The 13541-nt window shown below is 68.7% G+C and carries 13 protein-coding genes; 5 read left to right on the forward strand and 8 right to left on the reverse strand.

Translation table 11 applies throughout. From position 1 onward, the window contains the following. The first annotated feature begins 3 nt into the window (after positions 1 to 3). The 4 genes from hppD to hydA all read left to right on the forward strand — a co-directional run bounded on the left by hppD (position 4) and on the right by hydA (position 4409). Entirely contained in the window at positions 4 to 1089 is a 1086-nt protein-coding gene (hppD, locus tag JUB13_RS11190) for a 4-hydroxyphenylpyruvate dioxygenase (RefSeq protein ID WP_207478885.1), read from the forward strand. Between the two features lie 99 nt (positions 1090 to 1188). Then, positions 1189 to 2178, forward strand: coding sequence for a fumarylacetoacetate hydrolase family protein (locus tag JUB13_RS11195; protein WP_207478886.1), 990 nt, complete (start codon positions 1189 to 1191; stop codon positions 2176 to 2178). A 10-nt stretch (positions 2179 to 2188) separates the two neighbouring features. Beyond that, entirely contained in the window at positions 2189 to 2839 is a 651-nt protein-coding gene (locus tag JUB13_RS11200) for a protein-L-isoaspartate(D-aspartate) O-methyltransferase (protein ID WP_207478887.1), read from the forward strand. Between the two features lie 106 nt (positions 2840 to 2945). Next, positions 2946 to 4409, forward strand: coding sequence for a dihydropyrimidinase (gene hydA / locus JUB13_RS11205; RefSeq protein ID WP_207478888.1), 1464 nt, complete (start codon positions 2946 to 2948; stop codon positions 4407 to 4409). A gap of 108 nt (positions 4410 to 4517) precedes the next feature. Here the strand turns inward: hydA and JUB13_RS11210 are convergent, their stop codons facing one another. The 7 genes from JUB13_RS11210 to JUB13_RS11240 all read right to left on the reverse strand — a co-directional run bounded on the left by JUB13_RS11210 (position 4518) and on the right by JUB13_RS11240 (position 12349). Then, positions 4518 to 5519, reverse strand: a complete 1002-nt coding sequence (locus JUB13_RS11210; RefSeq protein WP_207478889.1) for an ABC transporter substrate-binding protein — start codon at positions 5517 to 5519, stop codon at positions 4518 to 4520. 42 nt (positions 5520 to 5561) lie between these two features. After that, on the reverse strand, positions 5562 to 6548 hold the full coding sequence (locus JUB13_RS11215; RefSeq protein ID WP_328702918.1) for an ABC transporter permease: 987 nt from the start codon (positions 6546 to 6548) through the stop codon (positions 5562 to 5564). Then, the gene (locus JUB13_RS11220; RefSeq protein WP_328702919.1) at positions 6545 to 7465 is read right to left on the reverse strand and encodes an ABC transporter permease; all 921 of its coding nucleotides are present in this window, start codon (positions 7463 to 7465) and stop codon (positions 6545 to 6547) included. The genes JUB13_RS11215 and JUB13_RS11220 overlap by 4 nt, the downstream gene beginning before the upstream one ends. Before the next feature lie 21 nt (positions 7466 to 7486). Further along, entirely contained in the window at positions 7487 to 8317 is an 831-nt protein-coding gene (locus JUB13_RS11225; protein ID WP_207478890.1) for an ABC transporter ATP-binding protein, read from the reverse strand. After that, positions 8314 to 9564: a Zn-dependent hydrolase gene (locus tag JUB13_RS11230; RefSeq protein ID WP_207478891.1), complete on the reverse strand. Its 1251-nt coding sequence runs from the start codon at positions 9562 to 9564 to the stop codon at positions 8314 to 8316. Before JUB13_RS11230 ends, JUB13_RS11225 begins: the two co-directional genes overlap by 4 nt. Positions 9565 to 9698: 134 nt before the next feature. After that, positions 9699 to 10988 (reverse strand): NAD-dependent dihydropyrimidine dehydrogenase subunit PreA, encoded by a 1290-nt coding sequence (gene preA, locus JUB13_RS11235; RefSeq protein ID WP_207478892.1) that lies wholly within the window; start codon positions 10986 to 10988, stop codon positions 9699 to 9701. 11 nt (positions 10989 to 10999) lie between these two features. After that, a complete protein-coding gene (locus JUB13_RS11240) occupies positions 11000 to 12349 on the reverse strand; it encodes an NAD(P)-dependent oxidoreductase (protein WP_456237110.1) in 1350 nt (449 codons plus the stop codon). Positions 12350 to 12490: 141 nt separating this feature from the next. Between JUB13_RS11240 and JUB13_RS11245 the strand changes: the two genes are divergently transcribed. Further along, positions 12491 to 13162, forward strand: coding sequence for a TetR/AcrR family transcriptional regulator (locus JUB13_RS11245; protein WP_207478893.1), 672 nt, complete (start codon positions 12491 to 12493; stop codon positions 13160 to 13162). 24 nt (positions 13163 to 13186) lie between these two features. Here JUB13_RS11245 and JUB13_RS11250 read toward each other — a convergent pair whose 3' ends face one another. Further along, complete coding sequence (locus tag JUB13_RS11250) at positions 13187 to 13534, reverse strand: hypothetical protein (protein ID WP_207479039.1); 348 nt, start codon at positions 13532 to 13534, stop codon at positions 13187 to 13189. Between the last annotated feature and the right edge of the window lie 7 nt (positions 13535 to 13541).

The following is a 13541-nucleotide window of genomic DNA, read 5'->3' on the forward strand; positions in this document are numbered from 1 at the left end:
ATCATGACCGATGCGACTGCGCGCGACAGCATCAACCCCATGGGCACCGACGGGTTCGAGTTCGTGGAATACGCCGCGCCCGACCCCGCCATGCTCGGCGCCCTGTTCGAGCGGCTCGGCTTCAAGGCCGTGGCCAGGCACCGCTCGAAGGACGTCACGCTCTACCGCCAGGGCGACGTGAACTTCATCATCAATGCGGAGCCCGACAGCTTCGCCCAGGCCTTTGCCCGCGAGCACGGCCCCAGCGCCTGTGCCATGGCGTTCCGGGTGAAGGATGCCGCCCATGCCTACCGGCGCGCCCTGTCCCTCGGCGCCGAGGCCGGCCCGACCACGGCTGGTCCCATGGAGCTGAACATCCCCTCGATCAAGGGTATCGGCGGCAGCCTGCTCTATCTCGTCGACCGCTACGGCCCGCGGGGCAGCATCTACGACGTCGATTTCGAGTTCCTGCCGGGGGTCGAGCGCTCGCCGGAGGGCGCCGGACTGAAGACGATCGATCACCTGACCCACAACGTCTACAAGGGCAACATGGACGTGTGGTCGGATTTCTACACCCGTCTCTTCAACTTCCGCGAGATCCGCTACTTCGACATCGAGGGCAAGCTGACCGGCCTGAAGTCCAAGGCGATGACCAGCCCCTGCGGCAAGATCCGGATCCCGATCAACGAGTCCGCCGCGCCCGAGGGCCGCGTCGACCAGATCGAGGAATACCTGCGCGCTTACAAGGGCGAGGGCATCCAGCACGTGGCGCTTGCGACGCATGATGCCTACGGAACCGTCGAATGGCTGCGCGCGAACGCCAACGAGTTCATGGACAGCCCGCCTGACACCTACTACGAGATGCTGGAGGAGCGGCTTCCCGCCCACGGCGAGGACGTGGCCCGCCTGAAGCGGAACGCGCTTCTGGTGGACGGCGCCCCGGGCGGAGGGCTGCTGCTCCAGATCTTCACCAAGACGGTCATCGGACCGATCTTCTTCGAGATCATCCAGCGCAAGGGCGACGAGGGATTCGGCGAGGGCAACTTCCGGGCGCTGTTCGAATCCATCGAGCGCGACCAGATCAAGCGCGGCGTGCTGCGCGCCGACTGACGCCGGGAAGCTGCGCGGGCGGCCCGGCGCCGCCCGCGATCTCCGTCCGGCTCGGCTGTTCAACCCCGCAAGCGAAGGCGGGGACAGAAAGGGGGATTCGTGAGGCTGGCATCGCTGAAGGAAGGCGGGCGCGACGGGACGCTCGTGGTGGTGAGCTACGACCTGCGGAAGGCCATCAGGGTTCCCGAGATCGCCCCGACGCTCCAGGCGGCGCTCGACCGCTGGCAGCACTGCCACGCGCCGCTGAAGGACGCCTTCCACGCGCTGAACCAGGGCGCCATCGACGACGTCGCCTTCCCCTTCGACCCCAGGGCCTGCGCGGCGCCCCTGCCCCGCGCATTCCAATGGGCGGACGGCTCGGCCTACGTCAATCACGTGGAGCTCGTGCGCAAGGCGCGCGGCGCCAAGATGCCGCCGGAGTTCTGGACGGACCCGCTGATGTACCAGGGCGGGTCCGACAGGTTCCTGGGCCCCTGCGATCCCATCGAGCTCGCGGACGAGTCTTGGGGCTGCGATCTCGAGGCGGAAGTTGCCGTGATCACAGACGACGTCCCCATGGGCGTGACACCCGAGGAGGCGCGCCGCCACATCAGACTGGTGATGCTGGTCAACGACGTCTCGCTGCGCAACCTCATACCGGCCGAGCTCGCCAAGGGCTTCGGCTTCTTCCAGAGCAAGCCGGCCACCGCCTTTTCGCCGGTCTGCTCGGACCCCGACGGGCTGGGCGACGTCTGGGACGGCGGCAAGATCCGACTGCCGCTTAGGAGCTGGATCAACGGCGAGCTCTTTGGAGAGCCCAACGCCGGCGCCGACATGACCTTCGATTTTCCGACGCTGATCGCCCATGCCGCCCGCACGCGGCACCTGGGCGCAGGCACGATCATCGGGTCGGGGACGGTCTCGAACCTGGACCGCAGCAAGGGCTCGGCCTGCATCGCGGAGAAGCGCATGCTGGAAACCATCGCCGAAGGCAGGCCGCGGACGCCGTTCCTGCGGCACGGCGACCGGGTCCGGATCCAGATGATCGACAACCACGGCAACGATCTGTTCGGGGCCATCGACCAGGAGGTCGTGCCCTACCCGCGCTGAGGAGGGGCCCATGGCTGATGATGCGGCGGCGGAGCGTGCCCGGATGGTGGAACGCCAGCTCGCGGCGCGCGGCATCGGCAATCCCGCGGTGCTCGCTGCGATGGGCGCCATCCCGCGCGAGGAGTTCGTTCCCCCCGCCCTGCGCCATGAGGCCTATGCCGACGGACCGCTGCCGATCGGATGCGGCCAGACGATCTCCCAGCCCTACATCGTCGCGCTGATGGCCGAGACGGCGGGCCCGCCGCTCGGCCGGGTTCTCGACATCGGCACCGGCTCCGGCTACGCCGCGGCGGTGATGGCGCGCCTCGCCCGGGAGGTCTTCTCGGTCGAGCGGCACCCGCCGCTGGCCGAGGCCGCCCGCGAGCGGCTGGCGCGGCTGGGGATCCTCAACGTCCATGTGCGCGCCGGCGACGGCATGCTGGGCTGGCCCGAGGAGGCGCCCTTCGATGCCATCCTGTGCGCCGCCGCCGCGCAGGAGATCCCGGCGGCCTGGAGGAGCCAGCTCGCCGTCGGCGGCCGGCTGGTCCTTCCGGTGGGCCCCGCCCACGGGGCCCAGGAGCTGCGCGTGCTGACGCGCACCGGCCCGGATTCGTGGGCCGACCGGACGCTCGGCGCCGTTGCTTTCGTCCCGCTCACGGCAGGGCTGCCGGGACCGGCATGACCGGCCGGCGGGAAAGCTGACCGATAGGTCAAACGCGCGCTTGTCGGCCTTCATTTCCGCGCGTTACGCTTTCCCGCAACAGGGAGAAAATCGGGAGAGGCAGATCATGTCGGTTCTTGTCCGCGGCGGCACGGTGGTGACCGCTGATCAGAGCTTCCGGGCGGACGTCCTGTGCCGCGAAGGCCGCATCGTCGCGGTCGGCGACGGGCTCGACGCGCCTTCGGGCGCCGAGATCGTCGATGCCGGGGGCCAGTACGTGATGCCCGGCGGCATAGACCCGCACACGCATATGGAGCTGCCCTTCATGGGCACGACCGCCAGCGAGGACTTCTTCACGGGGACCTCCGCGGGGATCGCCGGCGGCACCACCATGATCATCGACTTCGTGATTCCCAACCCGCAGCAGTCCCTGCTGGAAGCCTACGGAACCTGGCGCGGCTGGGCCGAGAAGGCGGCGGCTGACTACAGCTTCCACGTGGCCGTGACCTGGTGGTCCGACAAGGTCGCCGAGGAGATGGGCGTACTCACGCGCGAGCACGGCGTGAACTCCTTCAAGCACTTCATGGCGTACAAGGGCGCCATCATGGTGGATGACGGAGTCCTGCTGAACAGCTTCGGCCGCGCGCTGGAGCTCGGCGCCCTGTGCACGGTCCATGCGGAGAACGGCGAGGCCGTCTTCCATCTACAGCGCAAGATGCTCGAGATGGGCATCACCGGGCCCGAGGGGCACGCCCTCTCCCGCCCGCCCGAGGTCGAAGGCGAAGCGGCGCAGCGCGCCATCTCGATCGCCAACGTGCTCGGCGCGCCGGTCTATGTCGTCCACGTCTCGACCGAGCAGGCGACCCAGGCGATCGCACGGGCGCGCGCCGGCGGGCATCGCGTCTACGGCGAGGTGCTGGCGCAGCATCTGGTGATCGACGAGAGCGTCTACCGGAATCCCGACTGGCAGACCGCCGCCGCCTATGTGATGAGCCCGCCTTTCCGGGCCAGGCATCACCAGGACGCGCTCTGGGCCGGTCTGGTCTCGGGCGCGCTGCAGACGACGGCGACGGACCATTGCTGCTTCTGCGCGCCGCAGAAGGCCGCCGGCAGGGACAACTTCACCAAGATCCCCAACGGCACGGGCGGGATCGAGGACCGCATGTCGATCCTGTGGCATCACGGCGTGAATTCGGGCCGGCTGACGCCCAGCGAGTTCGTGCGCATCACCTCTGCCAACTGCGCGCAGATCTTCAACATCTACCCGCGCAAGGGCACCGTCCAGGTGGGCGCCGACGCCGATCTCGTGGTCTGGGACCCAGAGGGGCATCGGACGATCTCGGCCAAGACGCATCATCAGAACGTCGACTTCAACATCTACGAGGGCATGGAGGTGAGAGGGAAGGCCTCGCACACGGTCAGCCGCGGAAAGCTCGTCTGGAAGGACGGCGACCTGCGCACCGAGCGAGGCGCCGGACGCTATGTGGAGCGTCCCTGCTGGTCCCCGGCCTTCAAGGCGCTGGAGGTCCGGAACGAGCAGACCAGGCCGGCGGGCGTCGACCGCGAGGTCGCAGCCGCCTTCACGCCGTGAAATGCGCGCGGCGGCGCCGCGCCCGGGAATCCCAGGAAATGCAAAGGGCGGGGCCGCAAGGCCCCGCCCTCTTCCTTTGCCCGGATCCCTCCTGGCGAACCGCCGGCCCTACATGCCCATGGCCTTGCTCCAGACGTCGTGCGTCCAGGCGCCCTCGGGCTTCTTGGTGATCACCGGGTCCGACTTTCCGGCCATCAGCACGTCGACGGTGCGCTGGAAGGCCGCGGGATCCAGCTTGCCGAGCGTCTTCAGATCGCTGCCGACCAGCTTGGCGATCTCCGAGGCCATGCGGGTCTGATGCTTCTCGGTCTGCGCACCGGTCGCGTCGTTGTCGAGCACGATCCCGGCAGCCTCCTTGGGGTTCTTGACCGAGTAGTCCCACCCCTTCATGGAGGCCTTCACGAAGCGGGCGAGCTTGTCGACCGTCTTCGGGTCCTTCAGCGCGTTCTCGAGGACGTAGAGCCCGTCCTCGAGCGTCGCCACGCCCTGGTCCTCGTACTTGAAGACCAGCAGGTCCTCGGGCTTAAGCCCGGCGTCGATGACCTGCCAGTACTCGTTATAGGTCATGGTCGAGATGCACTGGGCCTGCTTCTGCAGGATCGGGTCGACGTTGAATCCCTGCTTCAGGACCTTCACGTCGGGGCTGGCGCCCGCGGTCGAGAAGCCCAGCTTGCTCATCCAGGACAGGAACGGATACTCGTTGCCCGCGAACCAGACGCCCAGCGTCTTGCCCTTGAACTCCTCGGGCTTGGTGATGCCGCTGTCCTTCCGGCAGGTCAGCATCATCCCCGAACGCTCGAAGGGCTGTGCGATGTTCACGAGCGGGACGCCCTTCTCGCGCGTTGCCAGCGCCGAAGGCATCCAGTCCACGACCACATCCGCTCCGCCGCCCGCGATCACCTGGGACGGGTTGATGTCGGGCCCGCCCGGCTTGATGGTCACGTCGAGCCCGGCTTCCTTGTAGAAGCCCTTGGCCTGGGCGACGTAGTAGCCCATGAACTGGGCCTGGGTGACCCATTTCAACTGCAGCGTCAGCTTGTCCTGGGCCTGGGCCGCGCCAGCGCCCGTCAGCCCTGCCGCAAGCGCGGCGATCACAGCCAGCTTCCTCATGATTCCGGTCTCCTCGATGCAGAGCCTGTCCCGTTTCTGGCGTCATTTTCGGAACGAGGGATGCCAGAACGTCGTCCCCCGCTCGACCAGCGCGATCAGCCCGTAGGACGCGGACCCGGCCAATGCGGCCACGGCGATCGTGGCCCAGACCACGTCCACGTTCATGCGGGCGACCTCGGTGGATATTCTGAAGCCCATGCCGACGATGGGCGTACCGAAGAACTCGGCCACGATGGCGCCGATCAGCGCCAGCGTCGAGTTCAGCTTCAGCGCGTTGAAGATGAACGGCAGCGCGTTGGGCAGGCGCAGCCGCGCCAGCGTCTGGAGATACCCCGCCGCGTAGGAGCGCATCAGGTCGCGCTCCATGGACCCCGCCGCGGCAAGCCCCGCCAGCGTGTTCACCAGCATCGGGAAGAAGGTCATCACGACGACAACGGCCGCCTTCGACTGCCAGTCGAAGCCGAACCACATCACCATAATGGGCGCGATGCCGACGATGGGCATGGCGCTGACGAGGCTGCCCAGCGGCAGCAGCCCGCGCTGGAGGAAGGGCGAACGGTCGATGGCGATGGCCACAAGGAAGCCCGCGCCGCAGCCCATCGCATATCCCGGGATCACCGAGCGCACGAAGGTCTGCCGGAAATCGGCCGCCAGCGTCGGCCAGGAGCGGCCGAGCGCGTCCGCGATGGCGGAGGGCGCCGGCAGCAGCACGCGCGGCACCTGGAAGGCCGTCACGACCACCTCCCAGGCCCAGAGGAGCAGGAGTCCGAACAGAAGGGGCGTCGCGATGCGGCCGGGCCATCCGTCCCGCGCCGCGAGGCGTACCAGCGCGCTGGTGCCGGCGATCAACGTGATCAGCAGCGGAGCCACGGAGGAGGCGCCCATCCCCTCGGCTGCGATGCGGGCGACCGTCAGCAGCCCGGCCAGGACCGAGAGCGCGAAGAGGCCCAGCGCGGCCGGCAGGGAATCCAGCGCTCGCCCCGGGCCCGATAGCTTCGCGCCCAGAGCCTTCGTGCCCTCCGCGCTCACAGCCGGCCTCCCCGCAGCCGGACCGCCGCGCGCTCGGCGAGGCCGACCGCGCCGACCACCAGCATCGCCAGGAAGGACGCCATGAGCAGCGCGGCCCAGATCTGCACGGTCTGGCCGTAATAGGAGCCCGTGAGCAGCCTTGCGCCGAGCCCCGCCTGGGCGCCGGTCGGAAGCTCCGCCACGATGGCCCCGACCAGCGCCAGGGCGATGGCGACCTTGAGGCTCGGGAACAGAAAGCCCACGGCGGCAGGCCAGCGCAGCTTCGCGAAGACCTGGGCACGATCCGCACTGTAGGTGCGCATCAGATCGAGCTGCAGCGGATCGGGAGAGCGCAGCCCCTTCACCATGCCGATGGTGACCGGGAAGAAGCTGAGATAGCCCGAGATCACGGCCTTGGGCAGGAGCCCCGTGAAGCCGAGATTGCCGAGCACCACCACCACCATGGGCGCGATCGCCAGGATCGGGATGGTCTGCGAGGCGATGATCCAGGGCATCAGGGATCTGTCCAGCGTGCGCAGATGGACGATGCCGATCGCAAGCAGGATGCCCAGCGCGACGCCGATGGCGAAGCCGGCCAGGGTCGCCGAGAGTGTCACCTGCGCGTGGTAGACGAGGCTGCGCCGGGAATCGATCGGCCGGTTCAGGACGCTCTCATAGAGCTCGACGCCGATCTGGTGCGGCGCGGGAAGGACCGGCCGCTCCATGGACCAGGCATGGGCGACCAGATCCGCCGCCGTCCAGGGCGCTCCGGCCCGGTCGAGCTGCTCGCGCGACTGGGGCTCGTTCAGCCAGACCGAGGCCGCGTACCAGACCACCAGGAGCACGGCGAGCACCGCCGCCACGGGAAGCGCCCTACCCTCCGCAAGCCAGCGCGGCACGGCGCGCCGCGTCGCGGCCGGAATCGCCGCCGCCGTCACGGGCGGCCTCCGCGGCGGCGCTCAGTCATAGCTGTGTCCCTCGCGGAGCGCCATGCGCACCCGATGGGCGATCTCCAGGAAGGCCGGCGTCTCGCGGGCCTCGAGATCGCGGTCGCGGGGCAGGTCGCTGTCGATCACCTCGACGATCCGGCCGGGCCGCGGCGACATCACCACGACCCGCGAGGACAGGAACACGGCCTCGGGGATCGAATGCGTGACGAAGACGACCGTCAGCCCCGTCTGGGCCCATAGGCGCAGCAGGTGAAGGTTCAGCTTGTCCCGCGTGATCTCGTCCAGGGCCCCGAAGGGCTCGTCCATCAGCAGCAGCTCGGGCTCGAAGCTCATGGCGCGCGCGATGGAGGCGCGCTGCTGCATGCCGCCCGAGAGCTGCCATGGGAACTTCCGCGCGAAGCCGCTGAGCCCCACGAGATCCAGGTACCGCTTGGCCCTGGCCTGCCGCTCGGCCTTGGACATGCCCATGATCTCGAGCGGCAGCATGACGTTGCGCTCGATCGAGCGCCACGGGTACAGCGCCGGAGCCTGGAACACGTAGCCGTAGGAGCGGTCGAGCCGGGCCTGCTCGGGCGTGCCGCCGTTCACGGTCACCGTGCCGCCGGTCGGCCTCTCGAGATCGGCAATCACCCGCATCAGGGTGGTCTTGCCGCAGCCCGAAGGTCCGATCAGCGATACGAAGTCGCCCTTGCGGATCGTCAGGTCGATGTCGCTCAGCGCCGTCACCGGCGCATCGGGCGTCTGGTAGACCAGCGTCAGGCGCCGCGCCTCGACGACCGGCGGCCGCGCCTCCGCGGCCGCCGTCGCCGCGGCGGTCCTGGTCGCATGGGCAATGCTCATCGCGCGCGTTCCTGAAGGGTGCGGTCGTAGGATAGCACGGCCTGGAGTAGGACGTTGGCTCCGGCTGAGGCTTGGTCGAACTCGATCTTCTCGACCTCGTTGTGGCTGATGCCCTTCTCGCAGGGAACGAAGATCATGGCCGTCGGCGCGACGCGCGCCACATAGGCGGCATCGTGTCCGGGGCCCGAGACGATGTCGCGATGCGAGAAGCCCTGGGCCGCGGCGGCCTCGCGGACCGCGGCGACGCATTCGGCATCGAAGCGCACCGCGGGCGAGTCCCAGATGTCCTCGACGCGCGCCTCCACCCCGGATTCGCGGGCAATCGCCGCGATCGCCTCCTTCACCTCGCCATCCATGCGCGCCAGGACGGCGTCGTCGGGATGGCGCAGGTCGATGGAGAAGAAGACCTCGCCCGGGATGATGTTGCGCGAGTTCGGCCGGCACTCCATCAGACCGACCGTGGTGACGGCCTGCGGCGCATGGTCGTGTCCGATCGTGTTGATCGCCTGCACCATGCGTGCCGCCGCCAGCAGCGCATCGCGCCGCAGATGCATGGGCGTCGAGCCGGCATGGCTCTCGAAGCCGGTGACCGTCACCTCGTACCAGCGCATTCCCTGCACGCCCGTGACGACGCCGACCTCCTTCCCCTCGTCCTCGAGGATCGGCCCCTGCTCGATATGCAGCTCGAACATCGCCGAGAGCCTGTGGTCGCCGCAGCGCTCCGTCCCGCGGTACCCGATGCGGTCGAGCTCGTCGCCGAAGCGCTTGCCCTCGCGGTCGGTCCGGCTGTCGGCGAACTCCCGGGTGAAGGCGCCGGCGAAGACACCCGAGCACAGCATCGCCGGGGCGAAGCGCGACCCCTCCTCATTGGTCCAGTTCACGACCTCGAGCGGGGCGTGCGTCTCGTATCCCGCGTCGTTCAGCGTGCGCAGCACCTCCAGCCCCGAAAGGACGCCCAGGATGCCGTCGAACTTCCCGCCGGTCGGCTGGGTATCCAGGTGGCTTCCCATGGCGATGGGGGGAAGGCCGGGATCCCGGCCGGGCCGCCGCGCGAACATGTTGCCCATGTCGTCGACCGTCACGGTGCAGCCGGCCGCCTCGGCCGCGGCCTTGAACCAGTCGCGGACCTGGCGGTCGAGGTCCGTCAGCGTCAGCCGGCAGATGCCGCCCTTTGGCGTGCCGCCGATCTCGGCGGTCTCCATCAGGGTGTCCCAGAGGCGCTGGGCATCGATTCTAAGGTTGTTCATGGCTCATCCCTGATTCCTGCCTGCTTCTGCAAGACGGGTGCCAGCCCGCCGGCGCGCGGAGCGTCGGTCACCGGCGGCGCGCCACCCGAAGCGGAAGCGGCGCCGTGCCTATTTTACAGGCACGGCGCCGCGCGTCACTCGGCCGGGGTGGCCTCCAGCGGCCGCCGCATCGGGTTGTTGGGGTGCTCCTTCCAGGTGATCGGCGGGAGCCCGGTCTTGTGCTCGACCATGGTGATGCAGCCGTCGACGGGACAGACATGCATGCACAGATTGCAGCCCACGCACTCGGCGTCGATCACCTCGTAGCGGCGCTGCCCCTCGACCCGCAGCGCCCCGATCGCCTGGTGCGAGGTATCCTCGCAGACGATGTGGCACTTGCCGCACTTGATGCAGAGGTCCTGGTCGATCTCGGCGATGATCTTGTAGTTGAGGTTCAGGTCCTCCCAGTGGACGAAGTTCGGGATCGCAGCGCCCTGGAAGCTACGCAGCGTCGCGTGGCCCTTCTCCTCCATCCAGTTCGCGAGCCCGTCCGCCATGTCCTCCACGATCCTGAAGCCGTGCGTCATGGCGGCCGTGCAGACCTGGACGGTACCCGCGCCCAGCGCCATGAATTCGGCCGCGTCGCGCCAGGTGGAGACGCCGCCGATCCCCGAGATCGCCATGCCGGCACATTCGGGATCGCGCGCGATCTCGGCCACCATGCGCATGGCGATCGGCTTCACTGCCGGCCCGCAATAGCCGCCATGGGTCCCCTTCCCGTCGACGGTCGGCGTCGGCGCCATCAGGTCCAGATCGACGGACATGATGGACTGGATCGTGTTGATCAGCGACACGGCGTCGGCCCCGCCGCGCTTCGCGGCACGCGCGGGGCCCAGGATGTTGGTGATGTTCGGCGTCAACTTCACGATGACGGGCATGCGCGAGTGCTGCTTGCACCAGCGCGTCACCATCTCGACGTATTCGGGCACCTGCCCGACGGCGGATCCCATCCCACGCTCCGACATGCCGTGGGGACAGCCGAAGTTCAGCTCGATCCCGTCGGCGCCGGTCTCCTCGACGCGCCCCAGGATGCGCTTCCAGCTCTCCTCCTCGCAGGGGACCATCAGCGAGACGATCATCGCGCGGTCGGGGAACTGCTTCTTCACCGCCGTGATCTCGCGCAGGTTCACCTCCAGCGGGCGGTCGGTGATCAGCTCGATGTTGTTCAGCCCGGCGACGCGGGCGCCCTGGTAGCTGTAGGCGCCGTAGCGCGAGGACACGTTGACGATGGGCGGATCCTCGCCCAGCGTCTTCCAGACGACCCCGCCCCAGCCCGCCCTGAAGGCGCGGACGACGTTGACCTCCTTGTCGGTCGGCGGAGCGGAGGCGAGCCAGAACGGGTTGGGCGACTTGATGCCGATGAAGCTGCTGGCGATGCTGGCCATGGCTGGTCCCCTCAGGCGCGGAGCGCGCGGTCGATGGCGTGGGCGGCGAGCTTGCCGTCCTGGACGGCGCTCACCGTCAGGTCGGCGCCGGGGACGCAGTCCCCGCCGGCATAGACGCCCTTGAGCGAGGTCTCGCGGTCCTCGTTCACGAGGATGCGCCCTTCCCTGCTCAGCTCCAGCACCTCGCCCGCCGCAGCATCGAAGGGCGACGGCACGAAGCGCTGCCCAATGGCCTTGAAGACCTGGTCGCACAGGATCGTGAAGGTCTCGCCCGTGCCGACGAGGCGCCCCCCGTCGTCGAGGCGCGTGTACTCGAACTCCATCTCCATCACGCGCCCGCCGTGCCCGATCGCCCGGCGCGGCTGTGCCCAGTGCTTGATCTTCACGCCGTTGGTCTGCGCCCACTCGACCTCCGCCCAGGTGGCGCTCATGGTCTCAGGGCCGCGACGGTAGACCATGGTCACGTCCTCGGCGCCCAGGCGCCTGGCCTGTGTCGCGGCGTCGATGGCGGTGTTCCCGCCGCCGATCACAACCACCTTGCGTCCGATGGGCAGCCTGGACTTGTCGGGCTCCTGGCGCAGCCGCGCGATGAAATCCACGGCATCGAAGATGCCCGAGAGATCCTCGCCGGCGACGTTCAGCGCGTTGACCGCGTTGTGCCCAAGCCCAAGGAACACGGCGTCGTACTCGCGGCGCAGCTCGCCCAGCGAGACGTCGCGGCCGAGCGCCTTGTGCTCGATCGAAATGCCCCCGAGGGCCAGGATGAAGTCCACCTCGGCTTGGGCGAAGCCGCCGACCGCCTTGTAGGCGGCGATGCCGTACTCGTTCAGCCCGCCGGCCTTCGGGCGCGCTTCGAAGACCGTGACCTCATGACCGAACATGGCCAGACGATGGGCGCAGGAGAGCCCGGCCGGCCCGGCGCCGACCACGGCGACGCGGCGGCCGGTGGAAGGCTGGCGCGCGAAGGGCTGCCCGCCAGCCTCGAAAAGCGCGTCGGTGGCGAAGCGCTGCAGCAGACCGATCGCGACCGGCTTCTCCTCCTGCGCCATGCGCACGCAGGCGCCTTCGCACAGGATTTCGGTCGGACAGACGCGGGCGCACATGCCGCCCATCACGTTCTCTTCCAGGATCGTGACGGCGGCACCCTTCACGTTTCCCGTCGCGATCCCGCGGATGAAGCCCGGGATGTCGATGCCGGTGGGACAGGCCTCGACGCAGGGGGCGTCATAGCAGAAGTAGCAGCGGTTCGCCTCGATAACGGCCTGACGGCCGGTGAGCGGCGGCGTCGCGTCCAGGTCGAAGTTGCGCCGGTATTCGTCCGGGCTCAGCCGCCCCGCGGCGACATCGGACTGCATTGTCATGAACCTGCTCCCTGTCCGGAAGGTTCAGGCGGCTGGCGCGTTCGCGCGGCCGCCGCTTCTTGGAAAGAACGGTACGGCGTGTTTGACCGAACGGTCAATATGTTCCATTTTTGCCTTCCGGAGCGGCAGAATGGATCCAAGATGACCATTATATCGGCGGAGGTACCGGCCAGTGGGCGTGCACGCCGGGCCTCGGGCCTGCGGAGCGAGGCGACAATCCTTCAGGCTGCGGAGCGGGTTTTCGCGGAGCGCGGTTTCAAGGGCGCCTCCATGTCGGAGATCGCCGCGGCCGCCCACATGCCGAAGCCCAACCTGCACTACTATTTCGGCACCAAGGAGGCGCTCTACCGCGCGGTGCTGACCGACATCCTCGAAACCTGGCTGGGCGAGGCCGACGCCTTCGTTCCCGACGGGGATCCTGCCCAAGCCTTGGGCAGCTACGTCCGCGCCAAGATGCGCTGGAGCCGCGAGCGGCCGCACGCCTCGCGCGTCTTCGCGAACGAAGTGCTGCACGGCGCGCTGTTCATCGGACCCTATCTCTCGGATGACCTGCGCCGCCGCGTCGAGCAGAAGGGCAAGGTGATCGAAGGCTGGATCCGCGGTGGCCGCATGGCGCGCGTCGATCCAAGGGCTCTGTTCTTCATGCTGTGGGCGATGACCCAGACCTGGGCGGATTTCGCCGTCCAGGTCCATGCCGTGCTGGGCGTCGCCGATCTGTCGGAAGCCGCCTACGACGCGATCACCGAGGAGGTCGTCGCCTTCGCACTACGCGGGTGCGGGCTGGACGCGGACGGACGCCCCCCCGCAACCTGATAGCGCGGCCGCGCGGAGCGGCCGTCAGTCCGTTCTCTCCCGGTCGATGGCCGCCTGGACCAGAAAGGCATGCAGTTTCCTGCGGCCGAGATGGCGGATGCGGTTCTCCTCGGGGTCGGCTGTCGGCATGATCTCGACGATCGCGGCCCGCCAGCCGTTGGCGATCAGCGCGCGGGCCACGTCGGCATAGCCGAAATAGCCCTTCTCCGGCTGCTCCCAGGGCGGCCGAAGGTCCGAACGCCTGAGTACGAAGCGATTGGACTGGCTCGATGCGCCGGCATTGGAGAGCCGTGCGATCAGCAGCCTTTCTCCGTCAGCCAGCCGGACCGACAGGATGGGCTTAATCCCCGAGCTTTCCCGCCCGCTCTGCACGCCCAAG

The organism is Arenibaculum pallidiluteum, assembly GCF_017355985.1.
Taxonomy (GTDB): Bacteria; Pseudomonadota; Alphaproteobacteria; order Azospirillales; family Azospirillaceae; genus Arenibaculum; species Arenibaculum pallidiluteum.

Bases quoted from the DNA above. Each gene is read 5' to 3' on its own strand.
- JUB13_RS11210 (WP_207478889.1), bottom strand. From the start codon at position 5,519: ATGAGGAAGCTGGCTGTGATCGCCGCGCTTGCGGCAGGGCTGACGGGC.
- JUB13_RS11225 (WP_207478890.1), bottom strand. From the start codon at position 8,317: ATGAGCATTGCCCATGCGACCAGGACCGCCGCGGCGACGGCGGCCGCG.
- JUB13_RS11230 (WP_207478891.1), bottom strand. From the start codon at position 9,564: ATGAACAACCTTAGAATCGATGCCCAGCGCCTCTGGGACACCCTGATG.
- JUB13_RS11245 (WP_207478893.1), top strand. From the start codon at position 12,491: ATGACCATTATATCGGCGGAGGTACCGGCCAGTGGGCGTGCACGCCGG.
- hydA (WP_207478888.1), top strand. From the start codon at position 2,946: ATGTCGGTTCTTGTCCGCGGCGGCACGGTGGTGACCGCTGATCAGAGC.
- JUB13_RS11200 (WP_207478887.1), top strand. From the start codon at position 2,189: ATGGCTGATGATGCGGCGGCGGAGCGTGCCCGGATGGTGGAACGCCAG.
- hppD (WP_207478885.1), top strand. From the start codon at position 4: ATGACCGATGCGACTGCGCGCGACAGCATCAACCCCATGGGCACCGAC.
- preA (WP_207478892.1), bottom strand. From the start codon at position 10,988: ATGGCCAGCATCGCCAGCAGCTTCATCGGCATCAAGTCGCCCAACCCG.
- JUB13_RS11240 (WP_456237110.1), bottom strand. From the start codon at position 12,349: ATGACAATGCAGTCCGATGTCGCCGCGGGGCGGCTGAGCCCGGACGAA.